Source organism: Enterococcus sp. AMC1623 (assembly GCF_058216495.1).
This window is the reverse complement of the sequence record NZ_CM177096.1, coordinates 2,915,001-2,931,718: the sequence shown is the minus strand read 5'-3', so window position 1 is coordinate 2,931,718 and position 16,718 is coordinate 2,915,001. Positions and strand designations below refer to the sequence as shown.

23 protein-coding genes, 2 rRNA genes and 2 other annotated features (1 of these 27 only partly in view) are annotated in these 16,718 nt (G+C 36.6%); of the genes, 7 read left to right on the top strand and 18 right to left on the bottom strand.

The features are described from left to right. Positions 1-4: 4 nt before the first annotated feature. Positions 5-1,297: a histidine--tRNA ligase gene (hisS, locus tag AC4BC7_RS14275; RefSeq protein ID WP_490503155.1), complete on the bottom strand. Its 1,293-nt coding sequence runs from the start codon at positions 1,295-1,297 to the stop codon at positions 5-7. Positions 1,298-1,378: 81 nt separating this feature from the next. Beyond that, positions 1,379-1,583, bottom strand: a binding site (T-box leader). 88 nt (positions 1,584-1,671) lie between these two features. Next, entirely contained in the window at positions 1,672-1,812 is a 141-nt protein-coding gene (locus AC4BC7_RS14270; RefSeq protein ID WP_490503154.1) for a hypothetical protein, read from the bottom strand. A 243-nt stretch (positions 1,813-2,055) separates the two neighbouring features. Between AC4BC7_RS14270 and AC4BC7_RS14265 the strand changes: the two genes are divergently transcribed. The 5 genes from AC4BC7_RS14265 (at position 2,056) to AC4BC7_RS14245 (ending at position 4,805) form a co-directional block, all read left to right on the top strand. Continuing rightward, positions 2,056-2,499 (top strand): acyl-CoA thioesterase, encoded by a 444-nt coding sequence (locus AC4BC7_RS14265; protein WP_207942534.1) that lies wholly within the window; start codon positions 2,056-2,058, stop codon positions 2,497-2,499. A gap of 108 nt (positions 2,500-2,607) precedes the next feature. Further along, on the top strand, positions 2,608-2,772 hold the full coding sequence (locus AC4BC7_RS14260; protein ID WP_207942535.1) for a hypothetical protein: 165 nt from the start codon (positions 2,608-2,610) through the stop codon (positions 2,770-2,772). 124 nt (positions 2,773-2,896) lie between these two features. Next, the gene (locus AC4BC7_RS14255) at positions 2,897-3,952 is read left to right on the top strand and encodes an FUSC family protein (protein ID WP_490503153.1); all 1,056 of its coding nucleotides are present in this window, start codon (positions 2,897-2,899) and stop codon (positions 3,950-3,952) included. Positions 3,953-4,182: 230 nt separating this feature from the next. Then, complete coding sequence (locus AC4BC7_RS14250; RefSeq protein ID WP_490504439.1) at positions 4,183-4,449, top strand: threonine/serine exporter family protein; 267 nt, start codon at positions 4,183-4,185, stop codon at positions 4,447-4,449. Then, positions 4,446-4,805 (top strand): threonine/serine exporter family protein, encoded by a 360-nt coding sequence (locus AC4BC7_RS14245; RefSeq protein ID WP_490503152.1) that lies wholly within the window; start codon positions 4,446-4,448, stop codon positions 4,803-4,805. The genes AC4BC7_RS14250 and AC4BC7_RS14245 overlap by 4 nt, the downstream gene beginning before the upstream one ends. A 25-nt stretch (positions 4,806-4,830) precedes the next feature. On the opposite strand, the gene AC4BC7_RS14240 is transcribed toward AC4BC7_RS14245, so the two are convergent. The 6 genes from AC4BC7_RS14240 to infC form a co-directional block, all read right to left on the bottom strand. Further along, on the bottom strand, positions 4,831-5,244 hold the full coding sequence (locus tag AC4BC7_RS14240; protein ID WP_490503151.1) for a VOC family protein: 414 nt from the start codon (positions 5,242-5,244) through the stop codon (positions 4,831-4,833). A 14-nt stretch (positions 5,245-5,258) separates the two neighbouring features. Continuing rightward, positions 5,259-5,627 (bottom strand): hypothetical protein, encoded by a 369-nt coding sequence (locus AC4BC7_RS14235; protein WP_490503150.1) that lies wholly within the window; start codon positions 5,625-5,627, stop codon positions 5,259-5,261. 11 nt (positions 5,628-5,638) lie between these two features. After that, positions 5,639-6,232, bottom strand: coding sequence for a DJ-1/PfpI family protein (locus tag AC4BC7_RS14230; RefSeq protein ID WP_490503149.1), 594 nt, complete (start codon positions 6,230-6,232; stop codon positions 5,639-5,641). Between the two features lie 101 nt (positions 6,233-6,333). Further along, entirely contained in the window at positions 6,334-6,693 is a 360-nt protein-coding gene (gene rplT / locus AC4BC7_RS14225; RefSeq protein ID WP_016175999.1) for a 50S ribosomal protein L20, read from the bottom strand. 38 nt (positions 6,694-6,731) lie between these two features. Then, a complete protein-coding gene (rpmI, locus tag AC4BC7_RS14220; RefSeq protein ID WP_016176000.1) occupies positions 6,732-6,932 on the bottom strand; it encodes a 50S ribosomal protein L35 in 201 nt (66 codons plus the stop codon). A gap of 37 nt (positions 6,933-6,969) precedes the next feature. Then, the gene (gene infC / locus AC4BC7_RS14215; RefSeq protein WP_016176001.1) at positions 6,970-7,491 is read right to left on the bottom strand and encodes a translation initiation factor IF-3; all 522 of its coding nucleotides are present in this window, start codon (positions 7,489-7,491) and stop codon (positions 6,970-6,972) included. A gap of 40 nt (positions 7,492-7,531) precedes the next feature. Continuing rightward, positions 7,532-7,658, bottom strand: a sequence feature (ribosomal protein L20 leader region). 96 nt (positions 7,659-7,754) lie between these two features. Here infC and AC4BC7_RS14210 point away from each other — a divergent pair. Next, positions 7,755-8,540 (top strand): nucleotidyltransferase domain-containing protein, encoded by a 786-nt coding sequence (locus tag AC4BC7_RS14210; RefSeq protein WP_490503148.1) that lies wholly within the window; start codon positions 7,755-7,757, stop codon positions 8,538-8,540. 27 nt (positions 8,541-8,567) lie between these two features. Here AC4BC7_RS14210 and AC4BC7_RS14205 read toward each other — a convergent pair whose 3' ends face one another. From AC4BC7_RS14205 to msrB, 8 genes are all read right to left on the bottom strand, one after another. Next, the gene (locus tag AC4BC7_RS14205; RefSeq protein ID WP_207942542.1) at positions 8,568-9,734 is read right to left on the bottom strand and encodes a pyridoxal phosphate-dependent aminotransferase; all 1,167 of its coding nucleotides are present in this window, start codon (positions 9,732-9,734) and stop codon (positions 8,568-8,570) included. An 11-nt stretch (positions 9,735-9,745) separates the two neighbouring features. After that, positions 9,746-10,531 carry a carbon-nitrogen family hydrolase gene (locus AC4BC7_RS14200; protein ID WP_490503147.1) on the bottom strand — a complete coding sequence of 262 codons (786 nt, stop codon included), beginning with the start codon at positions 10,529-10,531 and terminating at the stop codon, positions 9,746-9,748. A 151-nt stretch (positions 10,532-10,682) separates the two neighbouring features. Then, positions 10,683-12,023, bottom strand: coding sequence for a H2O-forming NADH oxidase (gene nox / locus AC4BC7_RS14195; RefSeq protein WP_207942544.1), 1,341 nt, complete (start codon positions 12,021-12,023; stop codon positions 10,683-10,685). 379 nt (positions 12,024-12,402) lie between these two features. After that, positions 12,403-12,864 carry a low molecular weight protein-tyrosine-phosphatase gene (locus AC4BC7_RS14190; protein ID WP_490503146.1) on the bottom strand — a complete coding sequence of 154 codons (462 nt, stop codon included), beginning with the start codon at positions 12,862-12,864 and terminating at the stop codon, positions 12,403-12,405. A gap of 4 nt (positions 12,865-12,868) precedes the next feature. Continuing rightward, positions 12,869-13,438, bottom strand: a complete 570-nt coding sequence (locus tag AC4BC7_RS14185; protein ID WP_490503145.1) for a TetR/AcrR family transcriptional regulator — start codon at positions 13,436-13,438, stop codon at positions 12,869-12,871. Positions 13,439-13,452: 14 nt separating this feature from the next. Continuing rightward, positions 13,453-14,451: a Holliday junction branch migration DNA helicase RuvB gene (gene ruvB / locus AC4BC7_RS14180; protein ID WP_207942547.1), complete on the bottom strand. Its 999-nt coding sequence runs from the start codon at positions 14,449-14,451 to the stop codon at positions 13,453-13,455. A 10-nt stretch (positions 14,452-14,461) separates the two neighbouring features. Continuing rightward, positions 14,462-15,067, bottom strand: coding sequence for a Holliday junction branch migration protein RuvA (gene ruvA, locus AC4BC7_RS14175; protein ID WP_207942548.1), 606 nt, complete (start codon positions 15,065-15,067; stop codon positions 14,462-14,464). A gap of 97 nt (positions 15,068-15,164) precedes the next feature. Beyond that, positions 15,165-15,602, bottom strand: coding sequence for a peptide-methionine (R)-S-oxide reductase MsrB (msrB, locus tag AC4BC7_RS14170; RefSeq protein ID WP_207942549.1), 438 nt, complete (start codon positions 15,600-15,602; stop codon positions 15,165-15,167). 131 nt (positions 15,603-15,733) lie between these two features. On the opposite strand from msrB, the gene AC4BC7_RS14165 reads away from it, so the two are divergent. Then, complete coding sequence (locus AC4BC7_RS14165; protein WP_490503144.1) at positions 15,734-16,219, top strand: cupin domain-containing protein; 486 nt, start codon at positions 15,734-15,736, stop codon at positions 16,217-16,219. 113 nt (positions 16,220-16,332) lie between these two features. Here AC4BC7_RS14165 and rrf read toward each other — a convergent pair. Next, positions 16,333-16,448 (bottom strand): 5S ribosomal RNA (gene rrf / locus AC4BC7_RS14160). Between the two features lie 82 nt (positions 16,449-16,530). Further along, a 23S ribosomal RNA gene (locus tag AC4BC7_RS14155) occupies positions 16,531-16,718 on the bottom strand (it continues 2,727 nt past the right edge of the window).

The following is a 16,718-nucleotide window of genomic DNA, read 5'->3' as shown; positions in this document are numbered from 1 at the left end:
TTGTTTACTCCCCTTTAGTCATTTCATCATAAATTGTTGTGAATGATTCATAAATATCAACTAACGGTACACGTTTTTCTTCACGTGTTGCCATTGCTTTGACGTTAATCATTCCGGCAGCTAATTCATCTTCGCCTAATGTGAAGACCAACGTTGCAGCCTCTTTATCAGCAGTTTTGAATTGTGCTTTAGCTTTTCTGTTCATTACATCACGGTCGGCAGAAAAACCTGCGTTACGAATAGCTTGAACCACTTTTAATGCTTCAATATTTGTTGCTTCGCCTAAGTTCACGACATACGCATCGACTTGGTTAAAGGCTGGAAGAACCACTCCCTCGGCTTCTAATACAAGTAAGATACGTTCGATTCCCATTGCAAAACCAAATCCCGGTGTTTCTGGTCCACCAAGATCTTCAACAAGTTGATTGTAACGTCCACCTGCACAAATAGTTGACTGTGCACCCATTCCTTTGGCGTCACTCATAATTTCAAAAATGGTATGTGTATAATAATCTAAACCACGAACCATATTGGTATCAATTTCATAAGGGATTTCCAAAGCATCCAACATTTTGACTACTTCCTCAAAATGTTTTTTAGCAGTTTCACTTAAATAATCTAAAATAGACGGCGCATCTGCTACAAATTGTTTATCACGTTTATCTTTACTATCTAACACGCGTAAAGGATTTTCGTGCAGACGACGTTTAGAATCTTCACTTAATTCAGCTTCATGTGGTTCTAGATAATCAATCAACGCCTGACGGTAATTTTGACGTGTTTCTTTGTCACCTAACGAATTGATTACTAAACGAATTTCTTCAATTCCTAGTTGTTTGAAAAATTCCATCGCCATAACCATTGTTTCAACATCAGTTGCTGGATTTTCAGAACCAAATGCTTCAACACCAATTTGGTGGAATTGACGTAAGCGACCTTTTTGGGGACGTTCATAACGGAACATTGGACCGGTATAATACACTTTATAAGGTTTGGCATGTTCTGGACCAAATAATTTATTTTCTACGTAAGAACGCACGATTGGTGCCGTTCCTTCTGGGCGCAGGGTGACATGACGATCCCCTTTGTCATAAAAATCATACATTTCTTTTGAAACAATATCTGTTGTATCTCCCACACTACGGGCAATTACTTCATAATGTTCAAACATCGGTGTACGAATTTCATTATATTGATAATCTTTAAATAATAAGCGTGCTGTCTCTTCAACAAATTGCCATTTTTCGGATTCTCCTGGCAAAATATCATTCGTGCCTTTTGGACGTTGATAACTCATTTCTCTTCCTCCCTAACTAATGAAAACTAACCGTAACAGACTGTCGGCGTGCAAAAAAATAAAAAATCGCCCTTGTTTTTACACAAGGGCGAATGAATTCGCGGTACCACCTAAATTTGAAAGTCTAATGCTTTCCTCTATGCGAATAACGCTCGCTCGCGGAGTGGCTTTGCACGCACTCGCCTCCAGACTGTCTTTCTGCCGCATCTCTTAAACTACTTTCAGCCTAGGTAGTTCTCTCTTTAAAGTCACCATTGCTACATACTCGTTCTTTCACTGGCTTTTTTCCGATATTAGCTATAAGGTACAGGAAAGCTAGTGAAAAGTCAAGATTTTAGAAGCAATATTTTCAGAAAACTTGCACGATTTTGTTCTTACGCCTGCTTTCTTTTTTCTCGTCGTTCCTTTCGCTGTTGCCGTCTTTCTTCTCGTTCGATTTTACGAATTTTTTCATGGAACGAAAATCCCAATATAGCCAAAATAGCGAAAATATTTGCTAATGTGACTACTCCCATAATCCATCTATTTCCTGAAGTGTAAATAATATATTTAAAGCAACTACATATAAAATCATCACATAACGATACATTGCCATTCGTTGTTTCACTAACCAGCGCATCGGCCTCTCTCCTTTTTCATTGAGTATACACCTAATGAGAATGATTCTCAATTAACTTTATTCAGGAAAAGATTCTTGCATCCTACTACTTCTAACCGTAAACTAATAAATAGAAACTAATAGAAAGAAGGCGTTTTGTTTGACCATATATTCAGGATATATTCGTCAACCACACTACTACGAAACTGACCAAATGAGTATTATTCATCATTCCAATTATATTCGTTGGTTTGAAGAAGCTCGAGTAGATATTTTAAATTTTTTAAACTTACCGTATCAAAAAATTGAAGAATCTGGAATTATCGTCCCTGTATTAGAAGTAAGCTGTCAATACAAGGAAATGATTCGATACGGCGACACAATCCGTATCGATGTTTTTGTCGAAAAGTATACCGGAACACGCCTTGATTTTTGTTATGAGATTCGTGATACAAACGAATGTTTATTAACGACTGGAACCAGCAAACATTGTTTTTTAAATAAGGAAACACAACGGTTAGTACAGTTGAAAAAAACTGTCCCAGAATTTCATAAAATATTCGCAGAATATGCTCAATTACAAAATAAAATTCATGAAAAATAGTGATTTTCTTAACAATTATTGGAATTGTATTAAAATGAACGCGTTTTTTTTGATTTTTATCTCCTCCTTCGTATAATTAACAGTAGATAAATCGAAAGGAGTGGTTTGATGTACGCAATTAAAGTTTTTCACGGATATATCTCTAAAGATGGGCAACGCACCAGAGAAAAATCTCCAGATAAACTGTTGATTTTCAATGATAGAAAACAATCTGAAGCATTCGCAGATAAAATCGGTGGCCGTGTTAAAAAATTAGAAAAAACCCAAGTCTGAGTCTTTTTTGTTGAAAAGTTACTCAGGCTTTTTTCTTTGTCTATTTTTAATAAAACTATCACAAGCATGGCAGGTTTATTCTCCACTTGTGATATGCTATTCTTAATGTAAAAGGAGTGATTGAATGGGAATACCCTTCTTAAAAGAACTATTTCATTGGAATAAGCCTAAACTTAACCCCTTCCAATTAATTGGTGCAGGACTATGTATGTTTACTGTATTATTTACAGGTTATTTTTTAGATAATATGGCAATTGCTAGTTTCGGTTCCTTCGGGATTTTTGTCTTTCTTTATTACCACCATCTTCCATTAAAAAACTTATTATTACGCCTCAGCGCAATTGGTCTCTTCGTTTTTGTTAGTTTTCTATTAGGTTTGTTATCTACACACGTCAGTTGGTTGGCACCTTTAGTTGTCAGCATTATTGCTTTTACTGGACGTGTCTTTTTTCGCTTATATAACATTACAAAGCCCGGTGTTTTCTTCGGAGTAATGGTAGCTGCAATGGGAACAAGTATTCATCTACCCTTGTCCGCCTTGCCTTCTACTGCGTTATACTTTCTCCTAGGAATTATCCTTTCTTTGATTATGGCAAGCTTGGTACATTTCACAGAAAAAACACCTGCTGAACCAGTTCCAAAAATTTCCATATCTCAACGTTTAACAGATGATCCAGCGGTTGTTTTAGATGGTATTTTTTACGGAGGCATGTTATTTTTCGCAGTGTATTTGAGCCAAGGTTTACAATTAACTAATCCTTATTGGATGGTTGTATCAACAGCAGCAGTTTTACAAGGCGATAATTTACGTGCCATGTTACATCGGAATATTCAACGTATTTTGGGAACAATTATCGGTCTTGGTCTTTCGGTATTCTTATTAAACTTACCTTTAACAACTGTTCAAACTTTGCTAATGATTACGATATTATACGTCATTGTAGAAATTACTGTTCGTACCAATTACGCAGTTGCAAATTTTTTTATTACACCAATGTCTTTAATGTTAGCTTCACTGATTAAACATCAATACATGATTCCTTTATTGCCTGATCGGTTTATCGGTATTGTTTTAGGTGGTATCTTAGGATTGTTTGCTGCCTGGATCATGACGGTTGGATTGAAATTTTACAACAAAGCGTTTGATTTACACGAAAATTTAGATAAAGAAAATGATTAGTAGATGATAGGCATCTGCTTTTTATTTTTGGCTTTTTGGCACTGATGTTAGAATAACCTGAGAACTTATGAGAGAAATGATTCTAGTTGAATCAACAAGAGCGTTTTGAGCTTGTTGATGATAGTGGGGAAACGTTATTAAAAACTGGTGCAGAAGTGAAGCGTGTCGAGTCAACAATCACTCACGTTGCGTAAACCTTTGAATTAGAGAATTTTGATAGTTATGTCTCCATTCACGGGATTTTTCTAACAGCAACACCTTACAATAAAAATGTCCAAGCAAAAGTTCGTGACACACCACTTTCACCGACTTCGCTTGGAAGAATTGATGCTATTAATACCTTATCCCGACACATTACAGAAGGAAAAATTGATCCCTATGAGGCTCGAAAACAGCTAACGATGATTCAACTACTCGCTAGTTTCATCGTCACCATTGCTTTTGCTATCTTTATTGTGGAATCATCGGCAGTATCGGTTGGGGCATCTACTTATTGACAGATCAACTCCTTCATTCGACAGTCATTGCAACTTTCGTGGCATCCGTTGCCTTAATTTTTCTATCACGTGAAGCTTCCTTTGGCTTAAGAGCGCCCGTAACAATTTTTTTAATTTGTGGTATGTTCTGCCTTGTTCCTGGTTTAGGCATTTATCAATTTGCATATGATTTTTTCTTAGAGAATTCATTAGATGCTGCAAATGCTTTTGTTAAAGTAATTAAAATTTCTATCGCTATTGCTTTAAGAGTTACCTTGGGATATGAATTACTCCAACGGTTTTCTATATGTATCATCGGCGTCAAAAACACGCACACAATTAAAACAAGCCTGTTTCTTCAATTTATTTTGAAATAAACTGAGGAAACAGGCTTGTTTTATATTATGCCCAAACAGGTTGCCATGTCACGCTAAATTTATCAACTACCCACGCACATTTTCTAATATCTCCAACCGATTCTGGTCCCATCATAATTGATCCTTCCTCAGAAAGCACTTGGAAAATTTCGTCAAACTCTGCTTCATTTTGACAATCAATATACAAAGAATGTGCCCAATTAAACGGTGGCGCTGGGTATTCATCACTCATATCTAAAAACATAATTTCTTGCCCCATACAATTAATAGCACCGTACATAATTCTATCTCCTTGTTCTGCAGGCATATGAGGATTATCTATTCCATAACGTACGAGCGTTGTAATTGATGTTTCTGGTAATACTTGAGCATAAAACTTCATCGCTGCTTCGGCTTGCCCGGTAAAACTTAAAAATGGTACAATGCGCGCTTTACTCATTTTCATCTACTCCTTTATTCAATAGTCAGGGTGATGTATTCTTCGCCATCCTCTTCAATTGTTTGATGGTAAACGTGTTTGCCAATAATTTCGCGGGATTGTTTTACTTCTTCAAGATCCCCAGCAACTTCAAAGAAACATTTTTGCTCATTGTTTTTATTTAACGCATCATAAAAGTCAGACATGTAAAGAGAATAGGTATCTAACAAGTCTTCAAGCAAATAAGGTGCAAACAAGCCACCAATTTTTTCTTCTCCTATTTCCGGTTCAAACGAAAAGCTAGTTACATATTCATTCCCCATTTGATAAATATCTTCTGCCACAGCAGTATACTCTGTGTTATTTTTATATTTTTCTGCAATAAAATTTTTAATGTTTTTCATGGCTTGCCTCCTCATTTCCCAACAAAAATATCCTTTTCTGGGCAATCATTCCAGACGTATTCAATATCATAAGCCATTTTTTGGGCACACGCCTGGCCATGTCGATCCGCAATGAAGCCTAATGCCATATCCATTCCTGCCGATACACCAGAAGATGTGTAATATTTCCCAGCGACTACCCAACGTGCCTTACGTTGCCACTTAACTGCTTGATTCGTTGACATTACCCAATCAAACGCGCGTTTATTACTGGTGGCTTTTTGATTATTCAGCAGTCCCGTCTTCGCTAATAGCGCTGCACCTGTACAAATTGTTAGCACATACGGAGCTAGTAAACTCAATTCTGTTAATTGTTCAATCCATTCATGATGATCCACTAACTTCCTTGTTCCCATCCCTCCCGGAACAACTAAAATACCCGAAGTATCGATAGAAGAAATTGGTTCAGTAACAATCGGAGTCTGTTGACTACTTGTAATCACGCCACCTTCTAAAGAAACAAATTTGAGATCATACGATTCTTTTAAACGACCAAAAATTTCAACAACACCAAATAAATCCAACGTTTCAAAATCATCAAAAACAAAAAAGTTCACTTTTTGCATATGCCACCTCCTATTATCGTTATTGTATCATAGAAGGAAGTCAGACACTTGAAAAACAAAAAAAAGCCCTACTTCAAAAAGTAGGACTAATTATCAAATAATTATTTAGCCAATGCAGATTTCGCTTGGTCTGCTAATGCAGTGAATGCAGAAGCATCGTTTACAGCTAAATCAGCTAGCATTTTACGGTTGATGTCGATTTCAGCAACTTTCAAACCATGCATTAATTTAGAATAGCTTAAGCCATTCATACGAGCTGCAGCGTTGATACGTGCAATCCATAATTTACGGAAGTCGCGTTTTTTCTGACGACGATCGCGATATGCATAACTATATGATTTCATTACTTGTTCTTGAGCTGTTTTAAATAAAGTATGTTTTGAACCGTAATATCCTTTTGCTAATTTAAGCACTTTTTTACGACGTTTACGAGCTACTGTTCCACCTTTAACACGTGCCATGTTTAATTCCTCCTAATATATCAAATCTAGTAATTGGTTTATTTCATTCTTGCTAATTGTTGACGGATACGTTTGAAATCGCCGCTTGATACCATACGCGCTTTACGTAATTGGCGACGTTGTTTTTTAGTTTTTCCATGGAATCTATGGCTAGTAAAAGCACGAGCGCGTTTTAATCCGCCTCCGCCAGTACGTTTAACACGTTTTGCTAATCCGCGGTGAGTTTTTTGTTTTGGCATAACTAATTTCCTCCTCAAAATCTTTCGTTAATCAGTTTTATTTTTCGTTTTTAGGTGCAAGCACTAAGAACATGCTTCGTCCATCCATTTTCGCTTTTTGTTCTACTGTTGCAATATCAGTAGTTTCTTCTGCTAAACGATCTAGAACTCTTTGACCAATCTCTTTATGGGTAATGGCACGTCCTTTGAAACGGATTGAAGCTTTCACTTTATCGCCTTTTTCTAAGAATTTTCGTGCATTACGCAATTTAGTATTGAAATCATTTACGTCGATCGTTGGACTTAAGCGGACTTCTTTAATGTTGATTACTTTTTGCTTCTTACGGGCTTCACGTTCTTTTTTCTGTTGTTCAAAACGATATTTACCGTAGTCCATAATTCGCGCAACTGGTGGTTTCGCATTGGGAGCCACTAATACTACATCTAGATTTGCTCTTTCAGCAATACTTAATGCTTCTGCTTTAGATTTAACTCCTAATTGTTCACCATTTTGATCAATCAAGCGTAGTTCTCTTGCACGAATGCCGTCATTTACCATCATATCTTTAGCTATGGTCATTCACCTCCAAGTTATTTGAGAGAAAGAAAGAATTACCAATATGGCAATAAAAAAACGAGTTCTTCTACAAGAACCCGCACGTACTCCAGCTAATCAATTAGTCGGAATCCTATTCTGCCCAGCGATTTTTTCACTCAGGCGAGAAGCGGGTGCTTCTGCTTTCATTTCTCAACTTTTATATCATATCAAATATATCAGCCCATGTCAACAATTATTTATCTATTTTTATATGATACAATCTAGAATAAAGGAGTTGATTGAATATGAAGGAAACAACCTTACAAACATCTAGAAATAAACTGCTCCATCACTTACAAGCTATAACCAATATTTCGATAATCAAAGGGACTTTCCTTGGAGGTTCACTAGCAACTGGCAATGCCGATGCTTATTCAGATATTGATTTTCGAATCGTTCTTGCTCCGACTGTCGATAAAAATACTTTTTTAACAACCTTGCTAAAAAAATTAGAACCTATTTTGTTTATTGAAACAAAAACTACTTTTTATGCAGTTATCCATTTTCCATCTTTTATTAAATTAGATGTTTTTGTCTATTATCCAGATGAGTTGCCACCAAGTCCTTGGTTAGCAACTATTCATATTTTAAAAGATACAAATGAACTCTTACAACACATCAAAGAAGACTCTCAAAAGTCTCCCTACCATCCCACACAAGCGGAAGTAGATGTCTTTTTAGCTAAATATTATGCGAACCTCCATGAATTTTATCGACGTTTAAAACGTCAAGAGACTATCTATGCGCAAACATGTCGTTTTATGTTAATCCATTGTTTAATTTCTTTCTGGTATATGGAACAAGGATATCCTCCAAACAATTTAGGTGATTGGAGTAAGTATGAAGTCGCGCGTTCCAAGCTAACAAATACGCAAAAAAACACCGTTCAACAGCTTGTAATGTTAGAACCTCTGGACTTTATTAATGAATTGATAGATAGTACGCATACCACTTTAACGTCTCTTTCTGTAAAGCAGTCGCTTCATTTTGACTCTGCACATTATCAAACCGTCACATCGCTTATTAAATAGACGGTAGCATACGCCACCGTCTATGGGTTAAAACGTTAAATTCAACGTAGCAATGCGTGCAATGGCTTCTTGTAATCGTTCTTCTTCAACTAACAATCCAACGCGTACATAGCCTTCACCACCATCGCCAAAGCCATTTCCAGGCGCTACAGCCACAGCAACTTCATTCAATAAGAACTCAGCAAATGAACGACTCGTATAACCTTTTGGTACGGGCATCCACGCATAAAAAGCTCCCGTAGAAGGATACGCTTGCCATCCAATTTGAGCTGCCGCTTCGACAAAAGCTTTACGACGACGATTATACAAAGCAACTAGTTCGTCCACTTTTTCATTACTTTTAAGAGCATAGGCCCCTGCTTCTTGTAAAGCAGGAAATAAGCCTACAAATAAATGATCTTGAATGATGTTAATCGCTTCAATAATTTCGGCATTCCCTGCAGCAAATGCAATTCGCCAACCAGCCATATTATACGTTTTAGACAGTGTATATAATTCTACCCCAACTTCTTTTGCACCTGAGCTTTGTAAAAAACTCACAGGTGCTTCTTCATTCGTACCTAAAGCCCCATAAGCAAAATCATGAACGACCGCAATCTCGTGTTCTTTTGCAAAGGATACGGTTTGATCAAAAAATTCCGAAGTTGCTTGGGCGCCTGTAGGATTATTCGGGTAATTTAAAAAAAGTAACTTCGCTTGTTCCAGTTTTTCTTTGTCCACTGTTTCATAATCGGGCAGATAGCCATTTTCTGGTAATAAAGGTAACAATTCTTTCTCAATTTGCGCTAAAACAACCCCTGACAAATAATCCGGATAACCTGGATCAGGCAACAATAGACGATCTCCTGGATTCAATAAAGCAAGCGGTAACTCCACTAACCCAATTTTGGAACCACCCATGACTGCGATTTCCGTTTCAGGATCCAGAGTTACACCATAGTGTTCCAAATAAAAATCAGCAGCTGCTTGTTTAAAAAATTGATTTCCTCTAAATTGTGAGTATTTATGATTTAATGGATTCTCAACAGCTTGTTGAAGCGTCTCAATAATTCCTGAAGGCGTTGGCTGATCTGGATTTCCTTGACCTAAATTAATGACGTCCTGACCTTCTGCAATTTTTTGATTCACTTGTTGCACTAAATGAGCAAAAAATTGTGGCGGTAACTCTTGTAATATCTTTGATTTTTGTATCATCCTTTTCCCCCTCAATATAAATCAGTTCGACGGTCTTCAAAAACAGGCATCTGTCCCCGTGTTTTTGCCACTTCTTGATGATTAATGGTCACTCGTCCAATTGTTTCAGTATCTTCTAATTTTATTAAAATATTTCCTAAAGAATCAACTACTAAAGAATGTCCGCCAAATTGGTTATTAGGATCGGCACCCACGCGATTCACTGCCGCAACAAAACATTGATTTTCAATCGCACGTGCTTGAACTAATTTTTCCCAATGCTCAATCCGTGGTGTTGGCCACTGCGCAGAAAGAAGCAATAATTCTGTCCCTTGGTGCGCACTTTTACGAAACCATTCTGGAAAACGCAAGTCGTAACAAATAAAAGGTGCTACTAAAAAATCAGCAATCGTTGTTTGCGCCAACTGTTTACCCGCATCTAAAAATTTTTCTTCTTCCATTAAACGAAACAGATGGACCTTGTCATATTGGGACCGAACTTCTCCTGTTGGGGCGACAATATAGGTTGTATTAAATACCTTCTCCCCTGTCTGACGTGCAATAGAACCGCCAGAAATAAATACTTGATATTTTTTTGCCAATTCTGATAAAAATCGTTGTGCCGTTTTTCCTTCTTGATCCGCAATTTCAGGCAATCTCGTCAAATCATAGCCCGTATCCCATAGCTCTGGCAGCAAGACTAATTCATTCGGCTGCAAATTCGCTCTAGCAAACCATTCACTAACTTTTTGTCGATTTGCTTCTGGATCCCCAAATATAACATCTAATTGAAGTAATACAATCGATAATTGTGACATTTTCTCACACCTCTCTTATTTCTTATAAATTACAGTTTAATGGAGCAATCATATCGTCAGAATTTTCAGAAGTCAATCATTTAATAGATACTTTTTTTCAATCACTCAACAAAAAAACCGACAGTCATTACGTGACTGCCGGTTTCTTCTATTATTCTGCTGCTAATGCGGCTTTGTTAATATAGTTATATGGTTGGTTGAAGTGTGGTAAGAAGAACAAGTCTAGTAATGCTAGCTCATCAACTGTTACCCCACGCTCAATTGCTAATGAGAACATGTGGATTGCCATTGAAATTTCTGAAGTTGTAGAAGCAATTTGTGCGCCAACAATACGACGAGTAGTTGCCTCGTATACAATACGGATTTTAACTTTATCGTTTTTCTTCATAAAGCCTGGTTTTTGTGTATCTTCAAAATCAGTGTATTTCACGACTAAGCCATGACGTTCTGCTGCTTCAACAGAGTAGCCAGTTGAAACCATGTTGTAACCGAAGATTGAGATTCCATTTGAACCTTGAACACCTGGTGATGCAACTGCAGCGCCACCGATATTTTCACCAGCAACCATTCCTGTACGAACAGCATTTGTTGCTAAAGCAATATAAGTTGTATCTTGTAATGCGTTTGAATAAACTGTTGCACAGTCACCAACTGCATATACGTCTGGATCGTTGGTTCTTTGATGACGATTCACCAAGTAAGCGCCATTTTTGTATACTTGCAAATGATCTTTGCCTAATTCACTGTTTGGCAAGAAACCAATTGCATTGACAACTAAATCAACTTGATATTCACCATTTGCTGTAACAACTGCTTCAACTTTATCCGTTCCTTTGTATTCTTGAACCAATTCACCTAAGTGTAATTCAACACCATTGTCTGCCAGATTTTTATCCATCGCATCTGTAAATTCACGGTCATAGTAGCTTGGTAAAGAACGATCCATCGCATCAAATAATAACACGTTTTTGCCGCGACGTTTCACAGCTTCAGCCATTTCAACACCAATGTAACCAGCACCGATTACCGCAACATTTTGGATTTCATCTGAATCCAAGATACCATCGATAAACTCGCCTTCAGCATATTTTTTCATGAATGTGATGTTTTTCAATTCACGCCCAGGTACTTTTGGAGAAATTGGTTTAGAACCAGTTGCAATAACTAATTTATCATATGATTCAACAAATTCAGAACCATCTGATGTCACACAATGAACTTCTTTTTTCTCAAAGTCAATGCTGTCAACAGCTGTTTCTAAATAAACTTTCGCGCCTTTTGCTTCAAAGTCTTCACGGTTTGTGTAGAATAGGCCAGGTACTTCATCTTCATCGATTTGACGCCCTACCCAAAGTGCTGTTCCACAACTTAAGTAACTAAAATTGCTGTTACGCTCGATCATTACAACTTCTTGACCTTCATACTTATCTAATAACACATTTCCAGCAGCAATACCTGCGTGGTTCGATCCAATAATTACTGTTTTTGTCATTGAAAGTTCCTCCTTTAATTTACAAGCTTATTATAGCTAGATTGTGAATTAAGAAACTATCACTTTTTTTTGCACAAGTAAAAAAAATGACAGTTTTCCGATAAAAACTCTTTATATCAGTCTATTTTTAGTATAAAAAATTTTTTTGTTTTATATATTGTGAAATAGATATCTTGTAAATTTTATTTATTGAAGTAAAAAAAGAACCTGTCAGCGGGGAACTGACAGGTAAGGAGTAAAAATGAAAAAGTGTTTTGTTAGGGTTGTTTGTTGGTATGCTTATACTATACTCAGGAAGTGTGAAAAAAGTGTGATAAATTTATTTTGTTTTCGTAAAATCACCGTTTTAGTCAATAAAAATTAAAAACTGACGTATCTGTCAGCTTTTATTCGATGCAAATTTTTCAGCCCATAAAGGCAAACCTGCCTTGACCAAACGATACGTCTGCTCAAAATCTCCTGTATACCATGGATCAGGAATCGCTTGGTCTTCTTTTCCTGGTACTACTTCTTGATACAAATGAATTTTATGATGATATTCTTTGGGTGCCATCGCTCGTAAATCGTCTACATTATCATGATCCATTCCAATAATCCAATCAAATAGTTCAAAATCTCCCAATTTAATTTGACGTGAAAACATTTGTGAGTAATCAACATTTTCTTTGCGTAAAATTTTTTGGGTCCCACTATAAACTGGATTTCCCACTTCCCAACGACTCGTAGCAGCTGAATCAACAACTATCTCCAATTGGTGTTCTTCACTATATTTACGCATCAAGCCCTCTGCCATTGGTGAACGACAAATATTTCCCAAGCATACAAATAAAACTTTCGTCATCCAATTATTCCTCATTTCTTTGATAAATTCGATATGAATAAACTTCAATATCCTGCGCCAAACGTAAGAGCTGCGTTGCAATGTCTAGCGGCGTCTCTTGAAAATTCCCACGAATCCAAGCTTCTAAAATACCACTGCAACCAAAAGAAAAAAAGCGACTATAAAACTGAATATCTTGCGTAGACAATACATGTTCTTCATCTACTTGCTGGAACAATTGCTTAAAAACTTCTTGAACGACTTGAAAAAACTCATTCATCAAAATATCGCGCTCACCAGCTAGTGTATTATGATAAAAAACACTTTTTTCTTGCATTGTTTTCAACATTTTCAACGCTTGTTCTTCCCAATTATCTAAAGAAACTTCATCCGCCGCTAAATACCTTAATGAATCATTCAAATACACCCAGCGCAACAGCGTTTTTTTATCTGGAAAATGATAATAAAAGGTTTGACGGTTAATCCCCGTACGTAAAGCAATATCTTGTACACTAATTTTTGCCCATTCTTTTTCTTCACATAACTGAATATAAGCTGCAGCAATCGCAGCTTTAGTTTTTTTACCTTCTGCCATTGTCTTCCTCGCTTCTATTCTTGATAAGAGTAGCCAAAATGTTCATATGCTAAAAGCGTCGCTACTCTTCCACGTGGCGTCCGTTTTAAAAACCCTTTTTGAATCAAATACGGTTCGTACATATCTTCTACAGTTTCTCGTTCTTCTCCGATATTTACAGACAACGTACTTAATCCAACAGGCCCACCATTATATAACTCAATCATTGTTTTAATTAATTTTTGATCAATTAAATCTAAACCAGCACTATCTACTTGTAATAAAGATAAGGCTTTATCAGCAATTTTTTGATCAATAATACCATTCGCTTGAACTTGAGCGAAATCACGCACACGTTTCAACAACCGATTGGCAATTCTAGGAGTCCCTCTAGAACGACGCGCAATTTCAATTGCACCAGTTTCAACAATTTCAGTTTGAAAAATTTCTGCCGATCGTTGAACAATTTCTTTTAAATCAGCTTCTTCATAATACTGCATGTGTGAAATGATACCAAAACGATCTCTTAATGGCGCTGAAAGCATTCCTGCACGTGTTGTCGCACCAATTAGGGTAAATGGTGGCAAGGGAAAATGAACAGGATGTGCCGTTGTTCCTTGTCCAACCATAATATCCACATAAAAATCTTCCATTGCTGAATATAACATTTCTTCTGCCACACGTGGTAAGCGATGAATTTCATCAACAAATAAAACATCCCCAGGCTCTAGTTCGTTTAAAGTAGCTACTAAGTCACCTGGTTTTTCAATGGTAGGGCCACTTGTTGTACGAATATTGACACCCATTTCATTAGCAATTACCATGGCCATCGTTGTTTTTCCTAATCCTGGAGGTCCGTAAAGTAACACATGGTCCAATGACTCTTCACGATGTTTGGCCGCTTGGATATAGATATTCAATTCTTGTTTTACTTTATCTTGCCCAATATATTGCGCAAAATACTGCGGACGTAGTGTTCTTTCAAGAAATTCTTCTTCTTGATTCGTATTTGGCGAAATCATTCGATCAGTCATACGTTTCTCCTTATTTTTTCATCATTAATTTTAACCCAGCTCGTAAATATTCATCCGTTGATTGAACTGGTTCTTGCAGTAATTGTTTGTGAACTTTTTTTGTTTCTCTTTCACTATAGCCTAGTGCTTGCAAAGCTGCTATTGCTTCTTCTAACGCAGGATTTTCTGAAGTAGTAAACAATTCCATTGGTACCTCCCCCGTCAAATCCCCTGCAAGTTCTCCAAGTTTTCCTTTTAAGTCAAGAATTAATTGTTGAGCTGTTTTTTTACCTACACCAGGAAATTTAGTTAAATAAGTAATGTCTCCAGATTCGATTGCAGCTATTAAACCGTCATGGTCATCATTTGCCATAATTGCTAAGCCACTCTTTGGACCAATTCCGGATACACTAATTAAGCGTAAAAATAATTGCTTTGCTTCTAAACTATTAAAACCATACAAGGTATGTGCATCTTCACGGATAACTTGATGGACAAAGATTTTTACCTCTTGATTCATTTTACTACTATAACGATACGGGTTTCCCGAAGCAATCTGATACCCAATACCATTTGTTTCAATCACAATATATGCGGGATGAATTGCCGCAATTTTACCAATAATATACTCGTACATAATTTTTCCTTTCTGTACATATGTTCCCTTTATTGTATCATAAAATGAAAAGGATATAAAAAAAACAGATAACCTATTTGCTATCTGTTTTCTTTATTTATCTGACATATTGTTGGTATTCTTCGTAACCTTTTTCTACCATATCGTCATATGGAATAAATTTTAATGCGGCAGAATTAATACAATAGCGCAAGCCACCTAATTCTTCTGGTCCATCTGTAAACACATGCCCGAGATGTGAATCAGCTTCTTTGCTGCGCACTTCTACACGAGGATAAATTAATTCATAATCTTTTTTTTCTTGAATTTCTGCTGTAGCAATTGGACGTGAGAATGATGGCCAACCACAACCTGCATCAAATTTATCACTAGAAACAAAAAGTGGTTCTCCACTTACTATATCCACATAAATTCCCTTTTCATAAAAATTATCATATTCACCTGTAAAAGGACGTTCTGTCGCATTCTCTTGCGTTACAGCAAATTCAATAGATGATAATTTTTTCTTTAGTTCTTCTTTTGAATGTTCTGCCATTAGTTTAACCACCTTACTTTTCTTTTTATTTTCCTCTGCTTCAATTCATTTGTCTACTTATTTGCTTATCAGTGTATAATGATTATATGCAATATAGAAAGGAAGGTGATGGAGTTTTTAACTCCACTTAAATGAAGATAGCAGAACAATGGATTCGAGAATTACAATTAATTCCCCATGAAGAAGGTGGTTATTTTAAACAAACCGATGTCAGTGAACAAACTATAGTAACTTCTAATGGCACTCGTCCACTATACACCTCTATTTTATTTTTATTAAATACTGATAGTCCTTCACATTTTCATCGATTACAATCTGATGAAACTTGGTTCTATCATGAAGGAGCAGCATTAACCGTTCACTGTATTTTTCCAGATGGACATTATGAAGCCATTTTGTTAGGTAAGCATCCTCAGTTAGGTGAAAAATTATCTTATACTGTTCCTAAAGGGACTATTTTTGGCTCAAGTGTTGAGAAATCTTTTGCTTTAGTCAGTTGTGTGGTCGCTCCAGGTTTTGATTATCAAGACTTTGAATTATTTACACAAAATGAACTACTAAAAGACTATCCTCAACATGAGACAATTATTAAACAATTAGCCTATGAAATAATCTAAACTCTAAACAATCCTCAATTCTTAATATGATTGAGGATTGTTTCATAGCATAAAAAAAATGTAGGATTCATACCATTTTGGAATGAATCCTACATTTTTATCAAATGATATTTGCGTGGCGACGTCCTACTCTCACAGGGGGCAACCCCCAACTACAATCGGCGCTAAGAAGCTTAACTTCTGTGTTCGGCATGGGAACAGGTGTATCCTTCTCGCTATCGCCACCACACTATTTAATTGAATGAACGTTGTTCATTCAAAACTGGATTTAAAGTAAAGGTCATAAAAACCTCGAATTCAATTTTTTCTTTTTGGTTAAGTCCTCGATCGATTAGTATCAGTCCGCTCCGTACATCACTGCACTTCCACTTCTGACCTATCTACCTGATCATCTCTCAGGGATCTTACTTTCTTAAAGAAATGGGAAATCTCATCTTGAGGTGGGCTTCACACTTAGATGCTTTCAGCGTTTATCCCTTCCCTACATAGCTACCCAGCG

Bases quoted from the DNA above. Each gene is read 5' to 3' on its own strand.
- AC4BC7_RS14185 (WP_490503145.1), bottom strand. From the start codon at position 13,438: ATGGCAGAAGGTAAAAAAACTAAAGCTGCGATTGCTGCAGCTTATATT.
- AC4BC7_RS14205 (WP_207942542.1), bottom strand. From the start codon at position 9,734: ATGATACAAAAATCAAAGATATTACAAGAGTTACCGCCACAATTTTTT.
- AC4BC7_RS14190 (WP_490503146.1), bottom strand. From the start codon at position 12,864: ATGACGAAAGTTTTATTTGTATGCTTGGGAAATATTTGTCGTTCACCA.
- AC4BC7_RS14235 (WP_490503150.1), bottom strand. From the start codon at position 5,627: ATGAAAAACATTAAAAATTTTATTGCAGAAAAATATAAAAATAACACA.
- AC4BC7_RS14270 (WP_490503154.1), bottom strand. From the start codon at position 1,812: ATGGGAGTAGTCACATTAGCAAATATTTTCGCTATTTTGGCTATATTG.
- AC4BC7_RS14255 (WP_490503153.1), top strand. From the start codon at position 2,897: ATGGGAATACCCTTCTTAAAAGAACTATTTCATTGGAATAAGCCTAAA.
- rpmI (WP_016176000.1), bottom strand. From the start codon at position 6,932: ATGCCAAAACAAAAAACTCACCGCGGATTAGCAAAACGTGTTAAACGT.
- AC4BC7_RS14260 (WP_207942535.1), top strand. From the start codon at position 2,608: ATGTACGCAATTAAAGTTTTTCACGGATATATCTCTAAAGATGGGCAA.
- nox (WP_207942544.1), bottom strand. From the start codon at position 12,023: ATGACAAAAACAGTAATTATTGGATCGAACCACGCAGGTATTGCTGCT.
- ruvA (WP_207942548.1), bottom strand. From the start codon at position 15,067: ATGTACGAGTATATTATTGGTAAAATTGCGGCAATTCATCCCGCATAT.
- AC4BC7_RS14165 (WP_490503144.1), top strand. From the start codon at position 15,734: ATGAAGATAGCAGAACAATGGATTCGAGAATTACAATTAATTCCCCAT.
- infC (WP_016176001.1), bottom strand. From the start codon at position 7,491: ATGACCATAGCTAAAGATATGATGGTAAATGACGGCATTCGTGCAAGA.
- AC4BC7_RS14240 (WP_490503151.1), bottom strand. From the start codon at position 5,244: ATGAGTAAAGCGCGCATTGTACCATTTTTAAGTTTTACCGGGCAAGCC.
- msrB (WP_207942549.1), bottom strand. From the start codon at position 15,602: ATGGCAGAACATTCAAAAGAAGAACTAAAGAAAAAATTATCATCTATT.
- AC4BC7_RS14230 (WP_490503149.1), bottom strand. From the start codon at position 6,232: ATGCAAAAAGTGAACTTTTTTGTTTTTGATGATTTTGAAACGTTGGAT.
- AC4BC7_RS14200 (WP_490503147.1), bottom strand. From the start codon at position 10,531: ATGTCACAATTATCGATTGTATTACTTCAATTAGATGTTATATTTGGG.
- rplT (WP_016175999.1), bottom strand. From the start codon at position 6,693: ATGGCACGTGTTAAAGGTGGAACAGTAGCTCGTAAACGTCGTAAAAAA.
- ruvB (WP_207942547.1), bottom strand. From the start codon at position 14,451: ATGACTGATCGAATGATTTCGCCAAATACGAATCAAGAAGAAGAATTT.
- AC4BC7_RS14210 (WP_490503148.1), top strand. From the start codon at position 7,755: ATGAAGGAAACAACCTTACAAACATCTAGAAATAAACTGCTCCATCAC.
- hisS (WP_490503155.1), bottom strand. From the start codon at position 1,297: ATGAGTTATCAACGTCCAAAAGGCACGAATGATATTTTGCCAGGAGAA.